Raw genomic sequence first — 26,772 nt, 5'->3', positions numbered from 1 at the left:
ATATCAAGCTGAATTAATGGTTTAGTATTGTCCCTGAAAAAATGGCATTCGTTCTTACTCCAGGTTTTATTTCCCCATTAATCGAAAAAATATGTTTATCCATTAGTACTAAGCCTGCACCACATGGAGCATCAAAAGGAACCTTCCCTATCGATCTCCAAGTGTCTTTTTTGGCATTATAGATTAATATTTCTTTATTCCATTTAAACTCATAAGGATCAGCATTAAAGTATTTCGTTTTAAACTCAGCCAATGCTTCTCCTGTTAAGGTACTTAAATTTTTCACAGCATCATCATATATCTCTTTATTAAATCCGCCAATTACCAGCATCTCATCCTGATTTAATTTTACCGAATTTGCTCCCAACAATGAAATTTCTTTATCAGCAGCCTTGACTGAAGAAACCTTCGTCCAGGAATTTTTGTTAATATTATATTTATATCCATCTGTGTAGGCAGTTGTCCCCCCGCCGCTAAATACATACAGATTTCCATTTAGTAATTGAGCTGTACTTTGATTCCTTGAGCCTTCTCCAGGAATAGTCGCTAACTCTTTCGTTTTAGATGTTCTTACATCATATTCAAATAATTTATTGCTGTCTTTACCATTTTGTTTTCCAAGTCCAATATATAGTTTTCCATCTTTCTCAACAGCAATACCGTCGCTTATAGTAAACGGTAAATCACCGATTTTTTTTGTTTCCAATTTTTTATTTTTTTCAACCGTCAGGAGCAGGATATCGTTGCCGAACTCTTGATTTGGACTTCCGCCAATATAATAAACACCTTTATCTGTCGTAATGGAAGATCCATATCCTATTTCATGATCAAGAGTTGTATGATCAACCAGTTTCAACTCATTTTTATCTTTTTCTAACACATAGATATCTGGATAATGCTTCTTCTCTCCCCCATTTAAAACCGTTTCATAAGGGAAATTTGCTCCTCCTCCGACGATGACAAAGTTTTTGTAAGAGCCGGATAATACTCCTGCCGTTCCAATATTCTCTTCAAATCCCTTTTGCGGTTCCAGCTCTCCTGCATGCTCCCATGTTATTTTATCTGCAGATTTTTTATGATTATTATGAGCTTCTGCTTTCGACCACATATTCCCGCCTGCTACCAGCATAACTGTAAGTGCAAACACTATAACCTTCTTTTTCATCCGATCTCCTCCATGAATAATCATTTGCCACTATAAGCATATAGACAGGGTGAACAGCTGCAGGGACATGGTCTCCTGCACCTGTTCGTGCCTATTATTTAACGATTATTTGATTTGTCAATGCATCTTGTTCCGACCCTTTTGGAAACTTATTTCCATACACATTGTAAACCGATAAAGAATCATCGAAGTTTAAGCTGATGGTGTAAGTGCCTTTTTTCAGCTTCTTTGGCACTGAGCTTTCAAAGATAAAGCGGTCTGTTCCTTTTTCCTCAACAAGGTCAAAGCTTACATCGAAATCACCAAGTTTACCGTGTAAACGTTTCGCTCCCATGAGCATGGTATAACCATCAAAGCCAACTTCAACTTTAATTTTATCTTTTTTTCGATATTTATCTTTCTGATTTGGAATGACTTCAAAGCTGGTAATCTGTGGATCAGGAGATTCCAAGTACTTGTCCCATTTTAAGAAATCCGTGTTAAATCGAATAAAATCCATATTCGTATTGGAGGTGCCTTCATAAAATAACCCTATATTGCCATCAGACAGCTGCGCTAAGCTGGAATAACCGTAATGGCCTTCTTTTATAAGCTGCTGATACTTCCAATTAAAGCTGTATTTTGTACGTCCGTTCTCATACTTTCCATTTTCCTCAATTAACCCCACGCGCACCGTTCCATTAATACGGCTGGTGGAATCATTTGCACTGGAGAAAATGACCGCTTCTTTTCCATCAATTTGCCCATTATATCGAATGGCAGACATCTGACTATACGGCGCAACGAGTGCAGTTTCAGTTATCACCTCGGGATGCCATGTTTCTCCGCCGTCAAAACTTGTTGCAATTTGGGCATATCCTGAAAAATTTCTCATAAATAACTTGAGCTGGCCATCCGGCATTTCAACAACCTGTGATTCCGTTATTTCATGAGCTGAATTTGAAAAAGTCTTTTCATTGATTGTTTGCCCGTTTCCAACATCTCTTCCTTCATTCGGAGATTCCCCGCGTTTCCATGTCTGCCCATGATCATCACTGTAAATAACGGCACTTGCCTGCTTTTTATTTTCATTTAAGAAATAGACAGGGAAAATAAGTCTGCCAGCATGAGGACCATTATCTAATTGAATCCCATTTCCCGGGCCAGTACCGAGGAAAATCATCCATTCTTCTTTCGTCTCATCATTCAAGTCAATCGGCCCTGTCCAGGATTCACCTTCATCATCACTATAGTAAAGCTCCAAGTAGGATGTTTTATAAGCCTTTAATGGAGAAGTTGAACTAAAATAGTTATCAATCTTTTGCCCGTTTTCGTAAAGATTCCTTTTTTCATCTACTGAATATGCTGTTACTTGGCCAGATGCGTCATACACCTTCCCATCCTCTCTCACAGTATATTCATTATTTTCTTTATCAAGCAGATACAAGTATTTTTTGCCATCGATTGTTTTAAATCCTGTTCCTTCATAGGCATTGTTTCCAAAGCCGCCCATCAGTCCTGCTCCATGCGGAAAACCATCTACCAAAGCAAATATACGGTCATTGGAACGGTCTTGAACGAATGATAAATCAATGTTTGAAGCCTGATCTGGATAGTCATTTATCATGATCCCATCCTGCTCCCATGTTTTACCGCTGTCGAAGCTTCTCCGAATGGCAGCATCGATATTATTGGGAGAATCTCCGCCATGAACAACTCTTCTGTCAATTCCGGCAATAAGTGTCCCTTTATCTGTGGTGTACAGAGCAGGTATACGGTAGTTATTAGAATCCATAAACCCTGGGTAGAACAAGCTTTTCGGATCTGAAATAAGAGCTGTTTCAGGTAATGGGTTCACTAAAGGCTCCGCTTTGGTTTCACCAGTAACAGCTGTTAAGTATTCATTGGATAATGGTTCATTGTAAATTTTCACAAAGTCGATATTTCCCTTGAACGGATAAGTATTCCCTGATGCTCTTTCCGTTTGGCCCAGTTGTGCACTGTTTGGATTGTAAATATTGCTAAGGAACTTTCGGGGTGAAGTGGTATCTTCTTTGATCAGTTTTCCATCAAGGAAATACTTATAACCCTGATCCTGATCAACCACCATGGCAAGAGTGTGTATTTCATTAGCTTTTACCGGGACTGATACACTGATATGAGTATTACTCTTTGCTTCACCAGGCTTCTCAAATCGGTTCTCACTCCCAACTCCAGAAGGAGACACATAAAGATGAAAATGACCATCATTAACCGTATTATTGCTTAATGAAAACAGGGACATGATTGAGGAGCCCGTCTGCTGGAATCTCACTATAATGGTCCCTTGATCCAGTGTATTTAAGGTATCTGCTTTGTCATTTAAATTAGTGAAGTATCCATTTTCAATTGTTTGATTATTGACCTCTACTACTGGAATAAAACCTTCTGCAGATGCTGGCTGTCCTGTAAAACAAAATGACAGCAGCATTGCACATGAAACTACTGCAATCCATATCTTTTTAACCAAGTAAACCTCTCCTCTTTTCTATAATTCTTTTAACCTTTAAAAATTGTTGCTCTCACTTCATCTCATACTAAGCTTTGATTTCACCTCCGCTGTTGGAATAGTCCAAATTTTTTTATTGAAAGCCTTTTCATGATGTACTGGAAATATTATCATTAAGACAATAAACTATCAATACTATAATATAAATTGACAGTTAATTGTCACCAAAATGAATCTTAAGTATTAGAAGAAAAAGGAAAGATATATGTCTAAAGGGGCGTAAAGCCTTAATGAACTGATGGACATGCATTCATTACTGCATTGTCAAGCTGCTGGGAAGGAAAATGGACAATGGGGAAAAGCTCATACATAAAATGAACTGTTTTTAAAAAGCCTAATTTTCAATGTGCGAAAATTAGGCTTTTTAAGATAGGTTTTGAGTGATGAATGCAAGATATATACAAAAAGGTAAAACCTCTGAGGATATTCCTTTTTACCTTATAGCACCAGTTGATTTTATCTCAACGTCTACGGAAACATCGATGTTTGAATCCGCAAGAGCTTCACCCCAATGCTCTTCAACTTTTTTATATTGTTCATATTGAAAGGCTCTTGCATGAATACCGAGACCGATTGGATCAATTTTGTTTTCCTGGATTTTCTTAATCACATCCTCAAATCTGGATGTCAATTCCTTCTCAATCATCTTCTGCAGCTCCTTTTCCTTTACACTGCCTGCAGGAAATAACCGTTCAATAATATTTACTGCCAATTTAATTTTATAGTTGAAATGAAATTTTCCTTGTTCATAAGAAGTCATGACTTTAATGTTTGCCTTTACAACATCCAGACTCAACTCATTCCTGTGAAAAATGCCTGGTTCCTCATTTAGCTTTGCCATTGGCATTGAGAGGGTCAATTCTTCATTCTGTTCATCCTTTAATAGAACCAGAAGTGATGAATTTTGAATACCGAGCGTATCAACATATTTCCCTTTTTTATCCAATAATGTCACGCCCGTTAATTTAATATCGCTGTCTTTTTTTATTTCCGACAGCGAGGGTGTAATCCCTTTTTCGTACATTTGCCTATGAAGTGTTTGGAGTGTGGCAATGACTGTTCTCGTTCGATCAATATTATTATCGACCACTCCCTTCAAATATAGGGATAACTGCGGTTTATCCTTCGCTTCATAAAACATAACGTTAGACACTGGACCATCAACCACTATGACTCTTGTGTTGATGGAAAAGGCAGGGTTTCGGTAAACCGTATCAAGGATTGAAAACCAATCTTCATGTTCCAATATCCGTTTTCCAATCAGCAGGACTTGAATTTTTGCCGCAGTTACCTTTCCAGTTGACAGGGAATCAAAATATCTCCTCGATTCCCGTATGGATTTTGTTTCGGTTTGATAAGTTTCGGCACTTTTTTTAGCCTCTTTATTAAACACGGGACTTGATTCAGAAATGATTAGATTATTTTCATCATCTAAATCAATACCAAGAATCAAAGCAATCGTTAAATCCTCCAGCGGGATATTTCGTCCGCAGCCTGATAGCATGGCAACAAGAAAAACAATAAGAACGGGCAGAAACCAGCGGTTCATGAGATTGGCCTCCTTTTAAAAATTCCATGCAGCCAGACATATCCCCATAAGCATAGAGGAAAAACAAAGGCGACTAGTAAACCTGCCATTTCTGACACATGTTTAAGCAGTGTATTTCTTTCGAAGCTTGGAGGAAAAAACACCACAAATACAAATTCTATAATCAACAACCATGCTAAATGTCTCCGATGATCGGGTTTTCCAGCAAGCTGGCTTGTACAATATACGGTCATAAACATGTATGGGAGGACGGTTGTAGACATAACAAATAAATAAAAGGAAAAAAACACAATTTCCAGTCTTTCGATAAATCGAAGTTCGATAACCTTTAACATTTCAAGCATAGGTTCGTTATATATGGTAATTTCATCAGGGCTGTAAAAGGCAAACGCTGCCAGGGTTATCATCAAAAAGGCAAGCAATGAGAGTGTATTAGCAATCACAATACCCATGGAGGCTCTCTCTTTCTTTTGTAAAAAGGGATAGAGAAAGAATGCAATTTCAAAACCCAAAAATGAAAATACAGCAGTGTTTACACCAGAAATAATGGGCTCTATCCCTTCCTTAAGGATGGGAAGCAAATGGAGCCAGCTGGCATATTTCAAAGGCAATAGATAGATAATGATGGTCCACAATGTCATGAAAAAAACGAACTCACTATACCTGCCTAATATACTGACGTTTTTCCGGACAATCAGATAGCTTGGAACGGATAATAGCAAAATGAGCATATACACTTCGGCACCGGGCAGAATCCACGCCTGTATAAAAAGTGCCTCGCGAATAAAAATTACATTGGCTAGTAAAGCAAAATACAATGCAAAGAGAATGGTTCCTGCCTTTCCAATCCATTTTCCAAAATAACGGGCTAAAAGATCCAGGATTGTTCCGTCCGGATTTCTCTTCATAATCTGTATGATGATTAAACTGGCTATGGTTGCAAGAAGCCAGCAAACGATGATGGTAATCCAGCCATCCGTTCCCGCCACTTCTGCTAATTCACGCGGGAGTGTTAATGCTCCAACCCCCATTTGCACACCATGTATCAATAAAATGTATTGCATTAAGGTGATTTTATTTTTACTTATCATGTTTCTTCACCTTCTGGGCGGTTGGAATTTGCTTTTTTCAATTGAATGGCTCCTGTATTTAAAGGCCGTTTTTGCATCGACCACTGAGGCAGCCGGATTAATGCATCCTTCCAATCCTGAAAGCGTAAAGGGGCAAAGGGACTTCCATACGGCATCCCTAAAGATTCAAGCGAAATGAAATGCGCAATGATCATCATGAAACCGACTATAATTCCTACAAATCCAAAAAACGAAGCTATGATCATCATGGGGAACCGAATGATCCGAATGGCAGAACCCATTTCATAATTAGGAATAATAAAAGAAGCTATGGCTGTCAAAGCCACAACAATCACCATGATATTACTGACAATCCCTGCTTCTACTGCTGCTTGGCCAATGACGATACCTCCAACGATGCCAACCGTCTGGCCAATCCGGACTGGAAGCCGGATCCCCGCTTCCCTAAGCATTTCCAGAGTGAGCTCCATTATAAATGCCTCAATATAAGGCGGAAAAGGAATCCTTTCCCGTGATTCGCCCAGCGACAATAGAAGCTTTAAAGGAATAATATCAACATGAAAAGATATGATTGCGATATAGATTGCCGGCAGAAATATGGCGATAAAGAAACCGAAGTATCTCATCAGCCGAATAAAAGTGGCAACCATCCAGCGCGCACTGTAATCATCAATGGCCTTGAAAAAGGAATCAAATGTTACCGGACCGATTATGACACTGGGCGAACGGTCAACAACGGTGACGATTCTTCCCTGTAAAATTTCCGAAGCCGCAAAATCAGGTCGTTCTGTCACTAACAGCTGCGGAAAAGGAGAATAAGGATCATCCTCGATGTATTCTGCCAGCGCACCTGCATTCAATACAGCATCGACATCAATTATCTTGATCCGATCTTCAAGCTCCTTCAACACCTCCTGATTAGCTACATCTGCAAGATACAGGATGGACAGCTTCGATTTTCCCCTTTTTCCAACAGTGATTTCTTTTATTTTTAATTCTCTGTTGTGAATATAATTACGTATTAACGCTACATTATCTCCCCCGGCTTCTGTGAATCCCACATGGGCACCCAGTAAGGAAGATTCAACCGGGGATTCTTCAATAGATCTTTTAGGAAAAAGAGGCGTATTATAAATGAAGGCCCCTGTTCCATTTTCAACAAACAGGACGCATTCGCCATTTAGAATCGCACTCTCAATCTCATGCCACAGTTTCGATTCTTTTATTTGACCCAGTGAGACCCTTAGATCCTTTTCGTTAGGATCGGTACCTTTTTCAAATAAAAGTGGTTTTAACACATGATTATAAATCACCTGACTATCGGTTATTCCACTCAAATATATGAGTGCTGCTTGCCTTTGTGATGCTTTTATGACAAATTTCCTCACAACCAGGTCAGGTGTCTCACAAAAGATTGACTGGATTTTTTTCTATATTTGCCATTAAATCTGAACTAATCAGATTGTGATTCTGCTGCTGAGATGAATTCGACTGCTTATTGTATTTCCGAAAGAATTTCATAAGCTGATTCCCGCCTAAATTTATGATAACTTAGTATGTAACGCAGGCTGGAAAAACATGCAATTAGTCCCTCTCATAACAATTAAATTTAAATGGTTTACCTTACATAAATGAAGAGCTTAAAAGAAGGTGAAATTCTTGGGAAGGATAGAACTGAAGGTATTTACTTTCATTTCATTTCGGATAGCCATCGCGAATGTCATTATATGGCCAATTTCTTTATGGATATGGTCAGTAACTTCAAGCGGGATTCTGGATTCCATCATGCGGGTATTTGTTATTCTTGCCTTTCTTGGTTCCGTGTTTGCCATACCATTGAGCATCGTTTCACTGTTCAGTAAAGAACAATTATCTAAAAGGATTTTGGCTTTGCTAATTAATTTATTGCCTATGATCCTAATTGGTTATGCGCTAATGATGGAAATTATAGATGAATTTTTCGGAAATGCCCCATAGAAAAAAGGCAGCTCCCTGTGGCGAAAGGGAGCTGCCTGCTTTTCATCCCCACCATAACTTCTTAGCAGCAATTCTTACCGTCTGGTTCTCCTCTCACAACAACCATTTCTATGCTTTCTAAATTATTTAGGCAATCAACTGGATTTTCCTTAAGCAAAATCAGATTTGCCCTGTATCCCTCTTTAATTTGCCCAACGTCTCGTCCTAAGATTTTCCCGGCATTTACTGTAGCTGTTTTAAGGACTTTTTTCGCATCAGGGACAATCTCATTCATGGTATACAATTCATCCAGCAGTGCCCGGTGAGATGTACATGGTGAACCCGCATCTGAACCGGCCCCAATTAAAATATTCCGGTTAAAATAGGTTTCAAATGCATTTCGGTGAATGCCGACGATTTCCTCTGCTTTATCTCGTGCATAAGAAGGAATTCCTTCCTGTGTTGCAATTTGCTTATAGACGAACAAGGTTGGAATCCAGGCGGTATTCCGTTCTTCCATTAAGGCAGCCAGTTCATCATCCATGTAATGACCATGCTCAATTGTATCCACACCTGCAAGTATCGAATTAAGTATCCCATCACGGCCAATCGCATGTGACGCTACTTTGAGTCCAAAACGGTGTGCCTCTTTACAGATGACTTCCTGCTCTTCCAGGCTAAGCTCCGCATGGCCGACCTGTTCCCCTTCTATTCTGCCATAGACCCCGCCAGTAGAACTTACTTTAATGACTTCAGCACCCTTAAAAATTTGTTCGCGTACTCCTTTTAATGCCTCATCCTTCCCATCGACAAATCTTGCCCAGAACGGATCATGCCCGCCTGTCATGGTTAATGTTTTCCCGCTAGCAATGACATCAGGACCTGGAATGAGCCCCCTTTTAATCCCTTTTGCCACATGCAGCGCAATGTCATCGATGGAGCCAATGTCCCTGACAGTCGTTATTCCGTGCTGAAGATAGGTTTGACAATTGGCAACAGCCCTTATCAGCATCTGCTCATAGCCTTCTGTTTCAGAGGTATGAACTGGATTTAATGAACCATCCCACATCATATGAATATGTAAATCTATTAAGCCTGGAGCGACAAACCCTCCATTTCCATCGATGACCTTTACACCGGCTGGCAGTTTGGATTCAGGGATCATTTCCTTGATCAAACCATCTTTTATCCAAAGTGCTAACCCCTTTTTACAATCCAATTCTTCCCCATACAATAGCTGCACATTCGAAATCACAAACTCCATCGCATGTTCCTCCTATCATTTCAAAAGGAAGAAGTGTGATACTTCTCCCTTTCAAGTTTTATATTTAAGTTAATAAAGCAGGGACTCCATATCACGCGGGTATTCTGTGATTAATCGGCATCCATCAGATGTAATCAGAACAGTATCAGAGTGTCTGAAACCGCCAACCTCCGGTATATAAATCCCAGGTTCAATCGAAAATGCCATTCCTTCTTCTACCACATCATGATGGTCATAACGCAAAAATGGCTGCTCATGTGCTGATACACCTATTCCATGACCGGTACGGTGAATCGCATATTTTTCAAGTCCCGCCTTTTCAAACACTTCACGGGCAACACCATCTACCTCTGAAAATTTCACACCCGGCTTAATAAAATCAATCGCACGCTGCTGTGCTTCTATTGCAGCCTGAAATGCCTTTTCCTGTTGGGATGTTGGCTTTCCGACAATGACGGTTCTCTCTAATTCTGCACGATATCCATTTAGCCCAACCTGTCTGCTGTGGATAATGACATCTCCCGCTTCAATTTTTCTTGTGTTGGAGAAGACGTGCGGCATAATGCTTCGTTTTAACCCTGAAGGTGACATAACCACTACATCAATAACTGAATCCGGATATTGTGCAGCAGTTGCTTCAAACAGCGCCGCATTTCCCGCTGCATCTATTTCCATTTCTGTTATACCCGCTTGAATTTGCGCCAATGACTTGCTTACTGCCAGGTTCACTAATTGACCTGCCTGCTCGAGCATGTGGATTTCTTCTTCATCTTTGATAAATCGCATTTGATAAATGAATTGCCCGATGTCCACCACCTGATAGCCTGATTGCTGCAGATAGAGAAGAACTTCCCCAGGGATGAAGGCTAAATCCACACCAATTTTTGATGAGTCAGGACTTTGTTTTACCAATGCACGTATATGCTCCATATGCGAAGTCTCATCCCTGCCGGCCCCAGGATGTTCATAATAGACCAGTACATCATCTGCATGTGAATGTTCCTGTGCATGTGTTTCTTCAAGACCCGGTAAAATCATGGCAGTCTTTTCCTGTAAATGAAAGATGATGGGCCGTGAATAAATTAAAGCTTTAAAATTCGTTAAATAAAATTGATGGTCAGGATTAAAAACAAATACCGAAGAAATCCCCTGTTCCTTCATATACTCTTTTAATCGATTGATTCGTTTCGTTGCATCCACGCTTTCCAACTCCTTTTAAAGTCAAATTAGCTTGTATGATCAGTAGTGAGGTCTGTTGTGACGTTTTTATTTCTCGTTGCAAGGCTGACAATAATGAGTGTTAAAACTGATAATGGAAGGGCAAACAGTACACTATTCCAATCTAAAGGCCGGTCAAGACCGATTTCCCAAATCATCGTTGCAGAACCACCCACAAGCATGGAGCTGATCACGCCTGCTTTTGTCGCATTCTTCCATAATACGGTTGCAAGAATGGCAGGAGTTAAGGACGCGCCATACATCGTATACGAATACATTTGGATGGCCAGGACGCTTGGGAAGAATTGACCTAACACATATGCAAGGACTCCTAATACCACGACAATCACACGGTTGTACCATAGAAGTTTGCTTTCTGATAGCTTGCTTTTACTTGAGCGCTGGATTAAGTCACTGACAATATTTCCTGATGCAGATAGAAGATAAGAGGTAGCTGTTGTGATAATAAAGGCAACGGCTGAACAGAGAATAAGCAATCCGACTACAAGAGGTACACCATCGATCGCAAGTGATAAAATGGCTGTATCAGGCTTGATTTCTGGAAAAAGTACAATGGAGGTAGTTGCTAAGATGATGGTTAAACTAATGACAAACACACTGCCAACAAAAAAGCCGATCGTGGATTTTCGGGCTACGTTCGGATCTTTCGCAGCGGAAAATCGCTGATACATGTTTTGATCACCCAGAACGAGCAGAAACAATGGCAGGAAGAAGCCGAGAAGCTGAGGAAATGATAAGCCGCCATTCCAGGATTTATTCATTTCAGGCAAAGATAGAGATAATCCTTCAAATCCCCCAACAGCATTCAATGCAAAGGGAACCCCGAATAGAAAGCCAATGATAATGAGAATGGCACTTAGTGCATCCGTATACGCAACCGAAAATAGCCCGCCGCTTACCGTTAAGAAGATAACCAGTGCACACATAATGATGGCTCCTATTTCCAGTGGAATGCCTGTGGTTAATTGCAGCACATAGGCTCCGCCTGTAAACTGGTAGGCTGTGATTCCGACAAAGGCAAAGATGATAATAACGGATGATATATAAAGAGCTGCTTTTCCAAAGCGCCGTTCCAAAAGGTCTGGTACTGTATAAATTTCAATCTGGCGGATTTTAGAAGCGATAAAATACAAAATAATAGCTCCAACAATTCCGCCTGACAGATTGAAAATAGCGGCAAACGGTCCGTATTGGTAAATAAAACTTGCACCGCCGACAACAGTTCCAGACCCAACAAACGTTGCCAGAAGGGTTCCCATTACGACGAACAGCGGCAGGCTTCGTCCTGCAACCATAAAGTCGTCGCTGTTTTTCACCGACTTCTTTGCGAAATACACACCAATCAACGCCATGAAAACCAGGTAAAGAACAACTGCAACTAAATAAATGTTCAATAAGCTCACTCCCTTTAATTATTTTTTGTATAAGGCTGTGTGGAAGCTTAATGCAGATTTAATCTTGGAACAGTGATCCATGTTTCCTATTAAATTTTCTTTGGAATTTATCCAAGGGAGACTCCGCAATCGCAGAGCCCCGTTACAGCTAGCTTGAACAGTGCAGGTCAGCTGACCAAAACACCATTTTTCATCACAAGCTTGTCTCCCCGCAAACTATTTAAATCATTTAGAGGATTGCTGTCTGCAATTAGCAAATCTGCGAACTTTCCTGGAGAAATACTGCCGCGCTGATCTTCAATTCCGAGACATTCAGCTGCAACACTCGTTGATGCTTTAATGACTTCCATTTCTGACATTCCCGCTTCATGCATAATCTTTAATTCATCAAAATAATAGCGGGGCGGGGTTAATGGAGAACCACAATCAGTACCTGTCGCAATCTTCACTCCGATTTGAACAGCTTCCTGCAGCATCGAGAAATGCGGTCCCACTACCTGCTTAGCTTTTTCAAGAGCATATGCCGGAATGTCAGGACTGCTTATAAGCTGTCTCATGACGGCCATTGTCGGTACCAAAAAGGTTCCCTGATTTTTCATGATTTCAAGAGCCTGACGATCTGCGTAAATTCCATGCTCGATTGTGTCAATCCCGACCTCTAAACAATTCATGATCCCTTCAATTCCATCTGCATGAGCAGATACCTTCTTATTTTTCTTTAAAGCCTCTTCTTTTGCTGCACTTAGTTCCTCTATTGTTAATTGAACGGAACCAGGCTCTTCCCCTTTTGTATAAATACCGCCGGTTGCCATCACCTTAACCAGGTCTGCCCCTTCCTTGAGCACCCTTCTAGTATTCTTGCGGACTTCATCCGGCCCGTCAGATTCATAGCCTAAATAATAGACATGTCCGCCTGTCATACAAATAGGTGCACCCGCAGCAATAATGGTAGGCCCTGAAAGCAAGCCGGAATCAATGACATTTCGGACATGCAAAACGGTTCGATCCGGTGCACCCAAATCCCTAACCGTAGTGACGCCTAATTTCAGTGTATCCAATGCATGCTTGTAGGCTTCCAAAGCGATTCTGTCATTCTCTTCATTCTTTATGAGGGATTGCGGGTCTGCACTGCCATTCCAAACGAGATGCACATGACAGTCAATCAGTCCGGGAAGTATATATTTTCCGGTACAATCAATGACTTCAAACCCTTCTGCATCACCTGGCTCTCCTTCTTTGACCTCCGTTATTCTTCCGTCTTCAACCTTGATGTACGAATTCTCCACCACCTCATCATTAAGTCCGTCAATAATGCTGCCGCCTTTTAAGATCCATTTCGTGTCTGTTGGCATTTTGAAGCCCTCCTATTGTATGATTATTCAAAATCATAACAATAGAAAGATTATTTATCATTGTATACTACAAACAAAAAAGAGACAGTAATTTGTCCCTTTTAAACAATTCTATTGGAATTGATCTGCTTTTTGTTTAATTCTGTATATGGAAAAGGCCATCATGAGCATCGAATAATGAGATGGATTTTGAATATCCACCTGCATTAACTCGGTTATCTTCTGCAATCGGTACTTTACCGTATTAGGATGTACAAATAATTCACTGCTTGATTTTTGCAGATTGAAAAAGTGTTTTAAGTATGTAAACAGTGTTTCGGTTAAGGAAGCATTCTTTTCCAGATCATAGGCAATCAATGGACCCAGTAATTCTTCATCGAAGTTTTGAAACAAATGATGGGATTGTAAATTGTAGGCGATTTTTTCAATCCCCATCTCGTCCCAAAACACCAATTGTACATCATGAATGTGGCCATGCAGCAGCCCCATAGATGATTGGTCAAACATAGCTTTAATTTTACTGCAATGGTTCACTTCATCTATCGCACTTACGCCGATACGGATTCCAGGGTAGTCTGTCAGAATGGCCGCTACCCTCTCTCTGTCTACTATCGAATCGATCACCCCGACAATTTTTCTATTATAAATCCACAATCGGGAATTTGTTTCATTTTCTATTAAACTCTCTGAAAGCATTTGAAGTTTTGACTGAAGTGTTTCCGGAGTGGAGGACTGCACCTGGAAAATGCATCTTACCTTCTTAAGGTCCATATAAAATTCAGATAGGCTCTTATCATCGGATTCACCTTGAAAAATACCTTCAAGCATTTCTATATCTTTGCTCTTTTGATAGTGAAGCAGTGTATTTTTATTATAGGCTGCTAAGCTTAAGGCACGTATACCATTCTTAATAACCTCTTCTGAAAACTTATCCGGTGTTCCATTTTGACAAATGATCAGATAGCCAAGAAAGTTCATCTTAGAAAACAGCGGCGCTACCTTGAAATTCTGATCAGAGAGAGAATCCATTTTAACAGCTATATTCGTCTCACGATTGGTGAAGCGCACTTTTAACACGTTCTCTTTATGCTGGTTTATGATCAAATTAATCAGGTGCTTAATCTCATCTCTGGTTTGCTCTTTCGTTTTCCAATACGCAATCAAATCAAAATACGGATCTAACACGCACACAACATTGTTAATATATTCTCCTATTACTTTTACAATTGAATTCAAATCCTTCTCCAGGAGAACAATTTCCATTAGCTTTTCATTTAATCTATGTATTTTCGAAGCCTGCTCATTTTCCTTCTTATTTACCAGCTGATTATATTTCTCGTGGATGCTATAGTATGGGACCTCTTGGGGGATTTCAAAAAGCGGGAAAGAATGAGTATTGGAGTAGTCAACAACTTCTTTCGGAATTGTTTTCAATGCTGCTGTATGAAAACCAATTGCACTAATTCCGATCTCCTGCATCCATTCTAAATGACTAATGATTTGATCCACATCCTTAAAAGCGTGAAATGTGGTCATAACAAACCCTTTTTCTTTCATGCGGGATGTTTTTTCGGTAAGCTCCATGCTTGTTAGGTAGGCGATTTCTTTATTTATACTTTGTTTGCCGCCTACCAGCAAAATATTATCCCCTTCTAACACATCTGCAAACTCGTTGACTGTAATCATTAGACTCCCCCCTTTGGAAAAATACTTATCTATGAATTTCTTATATGTATCCAATAGTTTGTTTATATTATAAAGGCAACATCTGTTAAATAAAATGAATAAAACTAATGATTTAAACAAGTATGGGGTACAGCTATTGGCTGTACCCCATTAATAAGACATTTACCGAATAAAATACCCCACAAGAACCGACCCGGCACTATACACCAGCAGCAAAGCCATTATGACATTAAACTGATTTCGATACTTCGCCAGAAAGGATTGAAAAACAGATCCAAAAACACTCCAGCAAAAGGTACTCAGAAAACCAACAAAAGCAAGGAGGATAGAAAAGAAAATCAGGCTCGCATGGGATGTGTGGTATGGGAGGATGAAGGTTGATATAACGGTAACCCCATATAAAATCCCCTTTGGATTAATAAATTGCAAAAGCATCCCAATTAAAAAGCCGTTATGCTTCCCATCCTTATGGTTTGGATCATCCGATTTACTGGTCATAATCTTAAATGCCAAAAACAGCATATAAATAACTCCAATGATGGTCATAATCAATTCAACTCTCGGAATGTATTGATGAAGCAATAGATTAAAATAGCTGCAAAGTATCATAATGACAAAGAAACCGGCGCTTACCCCTAAACAAAATCGAATCGTATTTCTTAACCCAAACCGATTGGCAAATACCATGGCCATAATATTGTTTGGACCTGGAGTAAAGCTGGTCACAAAAACATATAAGAAAAAAGATAATAAAGACATAGCTCCTTTCCCCCTCCGCATGTATGTTATAATGTACAAAAACGACAGTATACCGATTTACTACATATTGTATATCACGGACGTTATATTGTACACACGAAAGGAATGCAGCTATGGAGGAAATTCATTTAATTCTTGCTAAAAATTTAAAAGCATATCGAGAAAATAGAAAATTAAGTTTAGAGAAGGTGGCCGAATTAACGGGAGTTAGCAAAACGATGATCGGCCAAATTGAACGGGGCGAATCAAGCCCAACGATTACAACGATCTGGAAGATTGCGAACGGTCTTAAGATTTCATTTACCTCACTGATTAATCATCCCCTGCCGGATACGCAGCTTGTTTCAAAGAAGGACATTCAGACATTATCAGAGGATCATGGCAGGTATCGGGTATACCCTTACTTTCCTTTCGAAAACGATAAGCGTTTTGAAGTGTATACCGTCGAAATTGACAAAGGTGGATACCTGAGTGCTGAGCCACATATAGAGGGAACTGAAGAGTTGATTGTGGTCTTTGATGGGGAGATAACCATACGGGTTAATAACGATGAATATACGTTAGAAAGCGGTGACTCCATCAGATTCAAAGCGGATAGACCGCATACCTATCATAATTCAGGGAAATCATTGGCACGTGTCAGTATGATCTTATTTTATCCGGCAGAATAAAAGAATTCCTATGATTGGCGTAAATTTAACTGAAAGCTTAAATTGACAAACCCTTCCGCACAAAAAGCAGCCTCCCGGGGCTGCTTTCCTCGGTTAATATTCCCCACAGCATATCATCAACCTGTTTGATAAAGAAAAGCTTAATGGTTTGCGTAACGTTGTGTAAGTGACATTATAATTGGTTGGATGTAAGGTCCTGCATTTTCTAAACCTTCGCCGTATATAAAAGATAACAATAATCAATTTTTCAGTCCATTGACACTCCTAATCTTCCCGGATTTTTGGTATATTGACAGATGAGAATATTTGGAAGGGGAGAAAAGAATGAATGAACTAGTGTTTAAACAGTTTGAGAAGACAAGAGGTTATTTTATTAAAAAGATCGAGTCAGTATCAAAGGATGTAGCAGGTATACAGCCAGACGGTTTTAACAACACGATCCATTGGCATATTGGCCATGTATTAACGGTCTGTGAACAGTTTATGTTTGGCTTTCCCCACAAAACGACCCATATCCCTGCAAACTATATTGAATTATTTGGGAACGGTACAAAGCCGGCTGATTGGAAAGGTGATATACCTGAAACAGATGAGCTCATTATACAGCTGAAGGATCAATTGGTCCGAATCCAGCAAATTCCAGCTGAACGGTTAAATGAAAAGCTGGATAAACCATTTTTGGGACTTGAAACCTTTGGTGAATTAGCCGAATTTGCGTTGTTTCATGAAGCAAACCATTTGGGGCATATTCAAGCAATGGAACGGGTTATTAATCATACAGGTGTAAAGAACTAAAAAAGGAAAGATCATTTAATTTTAGTCTTAAAAGTTACAAAGGGTGCCCATTGATATTACGAACAGCACCATTGGGCATCCTTTCTTATATAAATCTAGTCTCTCGTCCCCAGAACATCTGTATTTGGCGGTTCATACCCCAACTGGCGGGCCATCGCCATAATCTGTCCTTTGTGATGGTATTCGTGAGTGACAGTATGCATGAACAGTTTTCGAGGAGTCATTGAAATCTCCTCAGTTGATTCTCTCCAAGGAATAGGCCGCACGATTGACTCATCCATTTTTTGAGAAAATGACTCAAGAACTTCATACACATAAGCATCTGCTTGTTCAAAAAGTGTCCTGATTTCCTCGATACCGATTGTCGGATAGTTTTCTCTAGGTGTGATAGGCTTCTTCGTTTTTAATAAAACAAATGATCCTAGCCAGCCATGATAACAATTCGCTACATGAACAAGTGTGTCACGCACACTCTGCCAGCCGAATCCCATTTCACACGTAAAATCTTTTGGATCCATTTTACTGCAAAAGTCCAAAAGCACTTCTCGATTCTCTTTGACCCACTCGTATTCCTTCCGCTCCATTGTATCCGTCCTCTTTTCTTTCTACTCTTTACTTTGCATGGGACCCTGGACTTTTCGAATATAGATGATCTGTCCAATATGATAAGTGTTATGTCTGCACAAATTTGATAACGCCCCCCTACCAAAGCGCATCTATAGGAAAAGGGGGGATTTGTTCATGTAATTTTGATTCTCTGGCTGCCTCAATCCTTAAAAAACAATTGTTTTGTTTTCATGAACAATAATCCGGTCTTCTAAATGCCATTTAACCGCTCTGGCAAGAACACTTCGTTCAATAGAACGTCCGCTCTTTTTTAGATCATCAATATGATCCCGGTGGTCAACACGCTTGATATCTTGTTCAATGATTGGTCCTTCGTCAAGATCGTTTGTAACATAATGAGACGTTGCCCCAATTATTTTTACCCCGCGCTGATGGGCTCGATCATATGGCCTCGCACCAACAAATGCAGGAAGGAAAGAGTGATGAATATTAATGATTTTGAATGGATGAGCCCCAACAAAGGCTGGCGTCAAAATTTGCATATATCTGGCTAAGATGATTAAGTCAATATCAAATTCTTTTAAAAGCTGCAGCTGTCTTTCTTCAACTTCCTCTCTATTTACTTTACTTGCTGGTATGTAAAAGAATGGAATATGCAAGGATTCTGCAATTTGTCTTGCTTCCTCGTGATTGCTCACAATAAGAGCGATGTCGGTAAGCAAATCACCGCTTTGCCATTCCCATAACAGCTCACGTAAACAATGAAGTTCTTTTGATACGAAAATAGCTGTCTTCTTCAATTCATAAACAAATGCTAATTTCCATTCCATTGAAAATGTTTCTGCGATTTCCTTAAATTGACTCTTCAACTCTTCTTCCTTCGACTGTAAACCAGGACATTCAAACTCGATTCGGATAAAAAAGGTGCCACCCTCTGGATTTGTCGAATATTGACTCGATTCGATAATATTAGCATCATGCTGGAACAGAAACTGGGATACAGCAGCCACAATTCCCGGTTGATCGGGACAATTGATAAGCAGCCGCCCCCTGTTTTTTTGACCTTCTCTAAATACTTGAAGTTGATCTTGAATAGATGAATTCATATGAATCTCCTTTTTTAATTTTAATAACTATAATAGACTTATTGTTCTGGATTTAAAAGCATATTTTTTTATAAAGTTATTTATTTTGGTTTATGGGATAGTTAAACATGGAGTAATGCTGAAATCTTGGTGCCAGCCCTTTCAGTGGAATGGACAGACAGGCACTTCTTCGAGTGGAATGTATACGAGGAAGTGCTACTCGAATAAGCGGCAGCTCTTTATTAGTTGGCTCTTTGCTGAAAGATTGTTGTTTTTTTATGATTTTGTGATTAAAAAATAAAGAGTGAGGAGAGGTTGATTTCCGCTCAAGGATGCTTAGCGAACCGCGGGGCGGGCGGTGAGCCTCCCGCTGGAGTCTCGCACCTTACCTTCCAATCAACCAACCTTATTTTTTTTGAAAAAAAAGATACAGATAATAACTGCCTATCTCCTAGCATGGTAAAACTTTACTGAACATGGGGACAGGCACTCAGTTTTATTTCTTCAGAAGCAGGCTTCAAATACAAAAAAGACTCGCCTTTTTTTAGCTGGTAAAAAACAATTGGGACGGTTCCGGCGTATCAGGTTGAATCGCCAGAACCGTCCCTATGTTTATTTTCATTACACTATTGAATATTTAAATAATTTCATCTATCTTTGGCTTTATTTCACAATATCTAACCGGCTTTGCTATTTTACTTAAAGAAGATAGACTAATTGTTTTTTGAGTCGGAAAACGCTCATCTAAGATTTTAGTCGGGACAATATAAAACTCCCAATGACTCACATTCAATGGATCAAGAGTATCAATATCTTGTTCCTTCAATAAACAAAAGATGTAAACGTCAGCGTGTCTTCTAATCTCTGTACTATACTTCCTAGTTGTATAACTATATTCCCTTTTCGCCCCAATGTTAAAGCCAATTTTTGAAAATGTGTCAGTATGCCAGGTCTGTACATATGCTGCAGATTTTACTTCAATCTTTTTCCCTCGATAAATTAAATCATAAGCATCCCACTCGATTCTTGACTGATTTAGACAGTCTAGAGCACTTCCTACTAAAAACTCCGCAAATATTCCTCTTAATGAGTTGCTTAGCAAATCAGAAAATCCCCATTTCCAGAAATCGATTAAAGTTTTATCAGTTCCGCCTATCTTAGTTTCATCTGAAAGTGTTCTTTTTCTAGACACTAGTAACACACTTCCTTTTTCCTTTTTATAACTCTTCCACATCCTTTTAGTTCTAAAACAACCCATAAAAAAAGCGTCAGACCTTATTTAGGGCTGACGCTGCATGTATTATAGTTTCTCAAAAAACATTATCCCAGCTTTTTCAATTACTGAGCTTTTAAATTCTCAGAAGTAATAAGTTCCGATTGGTTAGTAATCTCTGTAAAGTGATCAGGTGCAACCCTTGCTTTAACTTTCATAGCTATCATATATACAATTCCTGCAGCAACAATTGATTGAACGGCAGGCAATCCAAATGAATACACGTATTGTGTGAAGTATCCAACCAAAGTTCCTACTACTAATGCGATGGTAGCCATCCAGTTCCATCCTTTGTTGTCGACCCACTGCTGTTTTCTTATAAAGAAGAAGTCAGCCATCATAACACCAGCTATGGCTGGATAGATTAAAGCAGTCATATATAGGAAGTCCATAAAATAATCAAGGATCCCCGCCAAAGCAACTCCTATAGAAACAATAGTACCAGCTAATGTAAGAAGTGCTCTTCCCTTATTAGAGTTCACATTTAGCATGTTAGCTAAAGCCAAGCCCATACTATAATTATTTACTAATTGACTCGTCCAGGTTGCTAACCATAAGATGAGAAAGCCCCAGATCGGGAAACCTAAATTCATCATGACATTGACAATATCAGCATCGCCTACTCCTATGGACATAATGGCTCCAACATAGAATAGCGGGAAACCTACTGCAATGATGCCTAATGGAATGAGTACGTTGTCTTTTACTTTCGGTTTTGCATAGCGAGTATAATCGGAGGCAATAACCCATTGAGAAACATTAATACCGATGACTAAGCTAACGGCAGCAAGAAAAGTCATTTGCGGTTCAGGGTTCCAGGATAAGATCTTTTCCCAGCCGATATTTTTTAAAGCATAGAAGATACCGCCCGCAATTAGAAGAAGGCCAGCAGGGACAGCTAAGTAATCAGTCCATTTCATAGATGAGTAGCCAATAATGGACGGAAGTGCAAATAGCAGACCAGCTATGATTGTTACGAGCGCCCAAAGGAACCACTGCGACTCATAGTCAATTCCAAACATTGCTGAAATGGCATTACCGGCAACTGCCGTCTGCAATGCCCACCAGCCCATAGAAACGATAAAGATAGTCAATCCTACGATAAACCGTGCCTGGGTTGATCCAAAGCTGGTTCTGGCAATTACGGAAGAGGACCGGCCAGTTTTAGCCCCTATATAGCCTGCGAGGGCATTTCCGATCCATTGGAAGACAAAGAGAGCTGCTGCCAAGATCCAAAATAGCTTTCCGAGTCCGAAACTGGCTGTTAACGTGGCACCAACCATTAAAACCGGAATTGTAAATTCCAGTCCCCCAAATATAACAGCGGGTGAAATCCAGTGCTGCCTCTCATTCATTGGCACAGAAGCAAGAGCTTCATCTTTTCCACTGCTTTTCCTTAGAGACACATCTTCCATTTCTATTCAACTCCTTTAAATTCATATCGGAATATTCTGTAAAATCCTTTTATAATAAAGACCTTGCCCATGCAAGGTCTTTATGGTGATTGAAGCTAACCAACCAACACCCAAACAATTTCACAATCTTCTTCACTGTCATTATAGGCAATATGCTCTTGCCCAGCAGGAATATAGGTTGCTTCCCCACTTGACACCCGATACGTTTTTCCATTGGTTTCTGTTACAATGGAACCTTTTACGATAATGGAATATTCGTTTTCTCTATGGTTTGAAACTCCAGTCAAAGGAACTCGCTTTCCGGGTGGAATAACAACTGTTCCCACTTTCAAATCTCCAGCAAGAGCTTTTTGTGAAAATACCGTTTTAAGTGGAACGGCCGCATTTGGATCGGCCTTAATTTTCTCTAAATTTAATACCTCCACTTTATTTCCCCCTCTGCAGACGATCTTCTGTTAAGCCTTTAACTTCATATGTTTTCTCATTTACTATTACCCCATAGCTTTCATTTGCCTGGGCAGCAGTAATATAGCCATTTTTCACATCTTGGGCTACTTGATATGCAGGGCGTTTATATGGGTCACCATAGCCGCCGCCTGTAGCGGTTACCAATTTTACGACATCACCGTTATTCAGCGGATACCTAGGATAAATTCCAAAAGGACCATCTACTTCCCCGTTGGCTTTTTCAATATACACCTCATTCGCTGAACCGTCTTGGCCATCCTTCATTCCCCAAGGAACAAACTTATTCCGTCCAAATGTAACGGAAACCATTTGGTTGTCACTTAAAGCTTTATAGGAACGAATGACACCAGAACCGCCTATATATTCCCCTGCTCCAGCACCATCTGTATGAAGGCTGTACTCGTCAACCATTACACCATACCTGGTTTCTGCAACTTCCACCGGGACATTATAGGTCTCTCCATCACCAATACAGAATTGTCCTCTGGCGCCATCCTGACCTTCAGAAGCACCCCAGCCTCCAACTGATGGTTCAACTATTAAGAAAGGTTCATTTGTATCCTGATGCTGCCCTGATAAGACAACTGAACAAACAGATAATAAATGTCCTGCATTAAGCCTATGAGGAACAACCGGAGCAAGAGCTTTCCATATCAGATCTGCTCCTGCCAGCATACTCTCCCAATAGATTGATACAGGTGCAGGACGTTCTGCGGAAAGAACAGATCCTTTATCCGTAATAACTTCTAATGGGCGGAAAACTCCATCATTCGCATCTTGCGAAGGATTTGTAATCGCCAGGAAAATCGTTCGTACAGCAGAGACCAGTGCTGTATAAGAACAGTTAACAGGTCCTGGAACCTGAGGATGACTGCCTCTAAAATCTGCAACGAATTTATCATCTGTTATGGTTACTTTCACTTTTATCTTGAAAGGGCCATTTCCAAAACCATCATCATCAATAAACCCTTCTGCGTTAAAAGTACCTTTTGGCAATTTACTTAGTTCCTGGCGTGCAAGCTGTTCGCCGTGATCAAGCAGATAATCTACTGAAGATAAAAATAATTCTTTCCCATGTTTTTCACATAATTCCTTGACTCGTTTTTCACCTGTTTTCAGTGCTGCAACCTGTGCCCACATGTCTCCTAAAGATAATTCAGGAAAACGCACATTGGCTTCTATGATATCGACTATCGCCTGATTTATTTCACCTTCATTAAAAAGTTTTACACTCGGAAATTGTAAGCCTTCCTGAAAAATATCTGTAGCATCGTTACTGAAGGAACCTGGATCTTTTCCGCCTACTTCCGTCCAATGTGCTTTATTGGCCGAAAAAGCAACAATTTCCCCATCAAAGAATATTGGCATGACCAATCCAACATCCGAAAGGTGTGAACCGCCACCACCATAGGAGTCATTAATGATAATGATATCGCCCTCTTTTAACTTTCCGTCACCAAACTTTTTGAGTGTTTGTTTAACCATGTCAGAAAGCATCCCGATAAATCCGGTTACACCATTTCCTTGTGTCAAAAGCTGCCCCTTTGCATCGGTCAGGCCGCTGGCGTAATCCAATACTTCGTAAATAATCGGGCTCATTGAGGTTTTAGCAAGGGCAATAAACATCTCATCTCCAATAGCAACCAGTGAGTCTTTCACAATCTCAAGTGTAAATGGATCTACTTTACTCCGAACAATCTGTGTCATTTATTCCACCCCTGTTTCAATGATTAAATTCCCATATTCATCTACAGTTAAGGATTGATCAGGATAGATAACTGTAGAAGCAGACGGTTCCTCTACAATGGCAGGTCCAGAAATTTTCATGCCTTTACCAAATAAACTGCGGTAGTAAACCTTCGTTTCAACCCATCCGCTGTCCTCGAAATAGACTGGACGAGTTTCTTTGTAAGCCTCTTGCGGATCGCTGCTTGTAGAGGTTAATCTTTTTAGTTCAGGCTTTAATACCTTCCCGAATGCTGTTAGATGCAGATTGACAATCTCTGTTGGAGTCCCTTCCAGCTTAAATGTGTAATGCTGTTCGTGCAGATCTCCAAAGCGTTCAACTACTTCTGAAATGGTTTCTTCAGACCATTCCCCATTCGGAACAGGAACCTTTACAGTATGTTCCTGACCTAGATAGCGGATATCCGCAAATCTTGTAAATAGCACGTCTTCTTCTGAAACTCCCTCTTCTTGATATTGCTTAAGCGCTTGAGTTTCAATTGAATTCCATTCTTTATTTAGCTCACTAGGATCTAATTGATTTAATCTTCTAATGTATGTCTGGATATAATCATGCCTTAAGTCAGTCATGAGCATGCCCCATGCTGAAAATACGGAGGAAGCAACTGGAACAATAACCTTCTTAACACCCAGCTCTTTAGCCAGTGCCGGTGCATGCATCGATCCTCCACCGCCAAAAGCGACCAGCGAGAATTCACGAGGGTTATGGCCCTTTCGTACTGAAATAAGTTTCAAGGCATTCAGCATATTGGAGTTTGCAATTCGAATAATGCCTAATGCAGCATCCTCAACAGACATTCCAAAATGATCGGCAACCTTCTCTTTAACGGCAGCCTTCACTTTATCCAAATCTACTTCATAATCAAAGTTTTCTGGTGAAAGTCTTCCTGTAATCAGGTTCGCATCAGTGGTTGTTGGCTCCGTACCACCTTGACCGTAGGCAACCGGTCCAGGCAAAGCACCTGCAGATTGAGGACCAACCTTTAAAGAGCCCGCGCCATCTATCCATGCGATAGAACCGCCGCCATTTCCAATCTCCACGATATCAACAACCGGCACTTTTATTGGATAGCCAGCACTGCGCTCATTTTTTTCAATGAAATAATCAGTAGAAACCTTTACCTCTCCCTGATTAATCAGGGAGCACTTTGCAGTAGTCCCGCCGATATCAAAGGCAATAATATTCTTCTCATCCAGGATTTCACCAAGTACAGCTGCGCCATAAATCCCGGCAACAGGTCCAGACTCTACCATATTAATAGGCGTTTGCTTTGCACTATTAAAGGTCGTTGTCCCACCATTTGACTGCATAATGTAATTTTGGCTATCAGTTTCGTTTTCTACTAATTTATTATGTAACCGGTTCACATAGGATGCAGCAATTGGCTTTACATATGAATTAAGAACCGTCGTACTAGTTCGCTCATATTCCCGCCATTCTTTTGTTACCTCATGTGATGCCGTGACAGCTACTTCTGGCCACAGCTCTTTTACCAAATTTACAGTCTCAATTTCATGATCTGGATTTACATAGGAATGCAAATAGGCAACAGCTATCGCTTCTACTTCTTGTTCCTTGAAATAGTGAATAATCTCTTTTATTCGTTCCTTATTTAACGAAGACAGCACTTCTCCCTTATAGTTTAAGCGCTCTTCTACTTCCTGACGTAAGTACCGCTCAACAAATGGAACCGGCTTTTGATACCTGACATTAAATAAATCCGGACGATTTCCACGTGCAATTTCCAGTACATCCCTGAATCCTTTAGTTGTAATTAGACCTGTCTTTACACCTTTTCGTTCAGTAAGGGCATTAATAATAACAGTGGTGCCATGAATAAAAGTCTGGATAGCTGTTTGATCTATCCCACTTTTCTCAATAACATCGATAACCCCCTTTTCAAAATTAGGAGGTGTGGTATGGCTTTTGGCAACCCCAATCTCACCTTCTTCATTGACATAAACCAGGTCAGTAAAAGTTCCGCCAATATCAGTAGCTACACGCATGATACTCCACCTTTCTGTATTTATAGATTTATTTATAAAGGCCAATTAAAATATAACTGGCGTTAAAACACAAAGTAATCTTGATTCTTCGCTTATCGGATTTTCAACTGTATGCGGGTAGGTAGATGGGAAATGAATGGAATCACCTTCCCGGATAACGTATTCCTTACCATCTACGTGAAAAATAACAAGGCCCTTTAATACGTAATAATATTCCTCACCTGCGTGGCCAAACTGCTGTGTCTGTTTTTGGTTGGGTGCTAATGTAACCAACAGCGGCTCCAGGCTTCTGCCTGGAAAATCACCATTCACTCGGACATAAGTAAATTCCGATCCTTTGATATTAAATGGCTTATGCTCGCTGGACTTCACCATAAAATTCTGATTCGGTTTCTCGTCTTCGAAAAACTCAGAAATTTTAACATTCAATGCATCGGCTATTTTTTTCAATGAAGTAATAGCTAAGGAAGTTGTTCCTCTCTCGACTTGAGAAAGAAAGCTGATTGATAAATCAGTACGTTCACTTAATTCTTTTAAGGTATAGCCATTCTGAAGCCTTAAATCTTTAATTTTCTTGTAAATTTCATCCATAATGAACTCCTTTGAAGCCGAACTGTAAATTTATAGTGCTGGTGTAAATAATTTAAGTAATACTGTAATTAAGAGTATGATAGCATATTAATTTTTGAATTGAAAGAAAATTTTAAATTAAGAAACAAAAAATAATTATCTTTTGATTATATCTACATTCTTTAAAGTGTTC

22 protein-coding genes are annotated in these 26,772 nt (G+C 39.9%); 3 read left to right on the top strand and 19 right to left on the bottom strand.

From position 1 onward, the window contains the following. Positions 1 to 13 precede the first annotated feature (13 nt). The 5 genes from AC3WTL_RS02575 to AC3WTL_RS02555 all read right to left on the bottom strand — a co-directional run bounded on the left by AC3WTL_RS02575 (position 14) and on the right by AC3WTL_RS02555 (position 7,720). Positions 14 to 1,165: a cyclically-permuted mutarotase family protein gene (locus tag AC3WTL_RS02575; RefSeq protein ID WP_248347803.1), complete on the bottom strand. Its 1,152-nt coding sequence runs from the start codon at positions 1,163 to 1,165 to the stop codon at positions 14 to 16. A 94-nt stretch (positions 1,166 to 1,259) separates the two neighbouring features. Then, positions 1,260 to 3,653, bottom strand: a complete 2,394-nt coding sequence (locus tag AC3WTL_RS02570) for a sialidase domain-containing protein (protein WP_492368945.1) — start codon at positions 3,651 to 3,653, stop codon at positions 1,260 to 1,262. 472 nt (positions 3,654 to 4,125) lie between these two features. Then, complete coding sequence (locus AC3WTL_RS02565) at positions 4,126 to 5,241, bottom strand: Ger(x)C family spore germination protein (protein ID WP_492368944.1); 1,116 nt, start codon at positions 5,239 to 5,241, stop codon at positions 4,126 to 4,128. Beyond that, complete coding sequence (locus tag AC3WTL_RS02560) at positions 5,238 to 6,332, bottom strand: endospore germination permease (protein WP_248347809.1); 1,095 nt, start codon at positions 6,330 to 6,332, stop codon at positions 5,238 to 5,240. Before AC3WTL_RS02560 ends, AC3WTL_RS02565 begins: the two co-directional genes overlap by 4 nt. Beyond that, positions 6,329 to 7,720 carry a spore germination protein gene (locus AC3WTL_RS02555; protein ID WP_492368943.1) on the bottom strand — a complete coding sequence of 464 codons (1,392 nt, stop codon included), beginning with the start codon at positions 7,718 to 7,720 and terminating at the stop codon, positions 6,329 to 6,331. The genes AC3WTL_RS02560 and AC3WTL_RS02555 overlap by 4 nt, the downstream gene beginning before the upstream one ends. A 271-nt stretch (positions 7,721 to 7,991) precedes the next feature. Between AC3WTL_RS02555 and AC3WTL_RS02550 the strand changes: the two genes are divergently transcribed. Next, on the top strand, positions 7,992 to 8,309 hold the full coding sequence (locus AC3WTL_RS02550; protein ID WP_226617794.1) for a 2-acyl-glycerophospho-ethanolamine acyltransferase: 318 nt from the start codon (positions 7,992 to 7,994) through the stop codon (positions 8,307 to 8,309). A gap of 61 nt (positions 8,310 to 8,370) precedes the next feature. Here the strand turns inward: AC3WTL_RS02550 and AC3WTL_RS02545 are convergent, their stop codons facing one another. The 6 genes from AC3WTL_RS02545 to AC3WTL_RS02520 all read right to left on the bottom strand — a co-directional run bounded on the left by AC3WTL_RS02545 (position 8,371) and on the right by AC3WTL_RS02520 (position 15,982). Next, complete coding sequence (locus AC3WTL_RS02545) at positions 8,371 to 9,552, bottom strand: amidohydrolase family protein (protein ID WP_248347811.1); 1,182 nt, start codon at positions 9,550 to 9,552, stop codon at positions 8,371 to 8,373. A 69-nt stretch (positions 9,553 to 9,621) separates the two neighbouring features. Then, the gene (locus tag AC3WTL_RS02540; RefSeq protein WP_248347812.1) at positions 9,622 to 10,752 is read right to left on the bottom strand and encodes a M24 family metallopeptidase; all 1,131 of its coding nucleotides are present in this window, start codon (positions 10,750 to 10,752) and stop codon (positions 9,622 to 9,624) included. A gap of 26 nt (positions 10,753 to 10,778) precedes the next feature. Next, positions 10,779 to 12,194, bottom strand: a complete 1,416-nt coding sequence (locus AC3WTL_RS02535) for a sodium:solute symporter family protein (RefSeq protein ID WP_492368942.1) — start codon at positions 12,192 to 12,194, stop codon at positions 10,779 to 10,781. Positions 12,195 to 12,352: 158 nt separating this feature from the next. After that, positions 12,353 to 13,537, bottom strand: coding sequence for an amidohydrolase family protein (locus AC3WTL_RS02530; protein ID WP_248347814.1), 1,185 nt, complete (start codon positions 13,535 to 13,537; stop codon positions 12,353 to 12,355). A gap of 111 nt (positions 13,538 to 13,648) precedes the next feature. Then, entirely contained in the window at positions 13,649 to 15,223 is a 1,575-nt protein-coding gene (locus AC3WTL_RS02525) for a PucR family transcriptional regulator (RefSeq protein WP_492368941.1), read from the bottom strand. Between the two features lie 162 nt (positions 15,224 to 15,385). After that, complete coding sequence (locus AC3WTL_RS02520) at positions 15,386 to 15,982, bottom strand: LysE family transporter (protein ID WP_492368940.1); 597 nt, start codon at positions 15,980 to 15,982, stop codon at positions 15,386 to 15,388. A 113-nt stretch (positions 15,983 to 16,095) separates the two neighbouring features. On the opposite strand from AC3WTL_RS02520, the gene AC3WTL_RS02515 reads away from it, so the two are divergent. Further along, a complete protein-coding gene (locus AC3WTL_RS02515) occupies positions 16,096 to 16,653 on the top strand; it encodes a helix-turn-helix domain-containing protein (RefSeq protein WP_492368939.1) in 558 nt (185 codons plus the stop codon). A gap of 324 nt (positions 16,654 to 16,977) precedes the next feature. After that, a complete protein-coding gene (locus AC3WTL_RS02510; protein ID WP_492368938.1) occupies positions 16,978 to 17,448 on the top strand; it encodes a DinB family protein in 471 nt (156 codons plus the stop codon). Positions 17,449 to 17,543: 95 nt separating this feature from the next. Here the strand turns inward: AC3WTL_RS02510 and AC3WTL_RS02505 are convergent, their stop codons facing one another. From AC3WTL_RS02505 to AC3WTL_RS02470, 8 genes are all read right to left on the bottom strand, one after another. Further along, positions 17,544 to 18,032 (bottom strand): DinB family protein, encoded by a 489-nt coding sequence (locus AC3WTL_RS02505; protein WP_250800638.1) that lies wholly within the window; start codon positions 18,030 to 18,032, stop codon positions 17,544 to 17,546. A gap of 189 nt (positions 18,033 to 18,221) precedes the next feature. Beyond that, on the bottom strand, positions 18,222 to 19,121 hold the full coding sequence (purU, locus tag AC3WTL_RS02500) for a formyltetrahydrofolate deformylase (protein ID WP_492368937.1): 900 nt from the start codon (positions 19,119 to 19,121) through the stop codon (positions 18,222 to 18,224). Between the two features lie 616 nt (positions 19,122 to 19,737). Then, the gene (locus AC3WTL_RS02495) at positions 19,738 to 20,292 is read right to left on the bottom strand and encodes a hypothetical protein (protein ID WP_492368936.1); all 555 of its coding nucleotides are present in this window, start codon (positions 20,290 to 20,292) and stop codon (positions 19,738 to 19,740) included. A 146-nt stretch (positions 20,293 to 20,438) separates the two neighbouring features. Then, positions 20,439 to 21,788, bottom strand: coding sequence for a purine-cytosine permease family protein (locus tag AC3WTL_RS02490; RefSeq protein WP_492368935.1), 1,350 nt, complete (start codon positions 21,786 to 21,788; stop codon positions 20,439 to 20,441). A 95-nt stretch (positions 21,789 to 21,883) separates the two neighbouring features. Beyond that, positions 21,884 to 22,213 (bottom strand): cupin domain-containing protein, encoded by a 330-nt coding sequence (locus AC3WTL_RS02485; RefSeq protein ID WP_492368934.1) that lies wholly within the window; start codon positions 22,211 to 22,213, stop codon positions 21,884 to 21,886. Between the two features lies 1 nt (position 22,214). Continuing rightward, positions 22,215 to 23,963: a hydantoinase B/oxoprolinase family protein gene (locus AC3WTL_RS02480; RefSeq protein ID WP_492368933.1), complete on the bottom strand. Its 1,749-nt coding sequence runs from the start codon at positions 23,961 to 23,963 to the stop codon at positions 22,215 to 22,217. Then, a complete protein-coding gene (locus tag AC3WTL_RS02475) occupies positions 23,964 to 26,009 on the bottom strand; it encodes a hydantoinase/oxoprolinase family protein (RefSeq protein ID WP_492368932.1) in 2,046 nt (681 codons plus the stop codon). 45 nt (positions 26,010 to 26,054) lie between these two features. Then, on the bottom strand, positions 26,055 to 26,600 hold the full coding sequence (locus AC3WTL_RS02470; protein WP_341076431.1) for a helix-turn-helix domain-containing protein: 546 nt from the start codon (positions 26,598 to 26,600) through the stop codon (positions 26,055 to 26,057). Positions 26,601 to 26,772 lie beyond the last annotated feature (172 nt).

The sequence above is a fragment of the Cytobacillus sp. EB106-05-05-XG126 genome (genome assembly GCF_058791715.1).
Note: the sequence above shows the minus strand (reverse complement) of the source record. Positions and strands in the feature narration are given on the sequence as shown.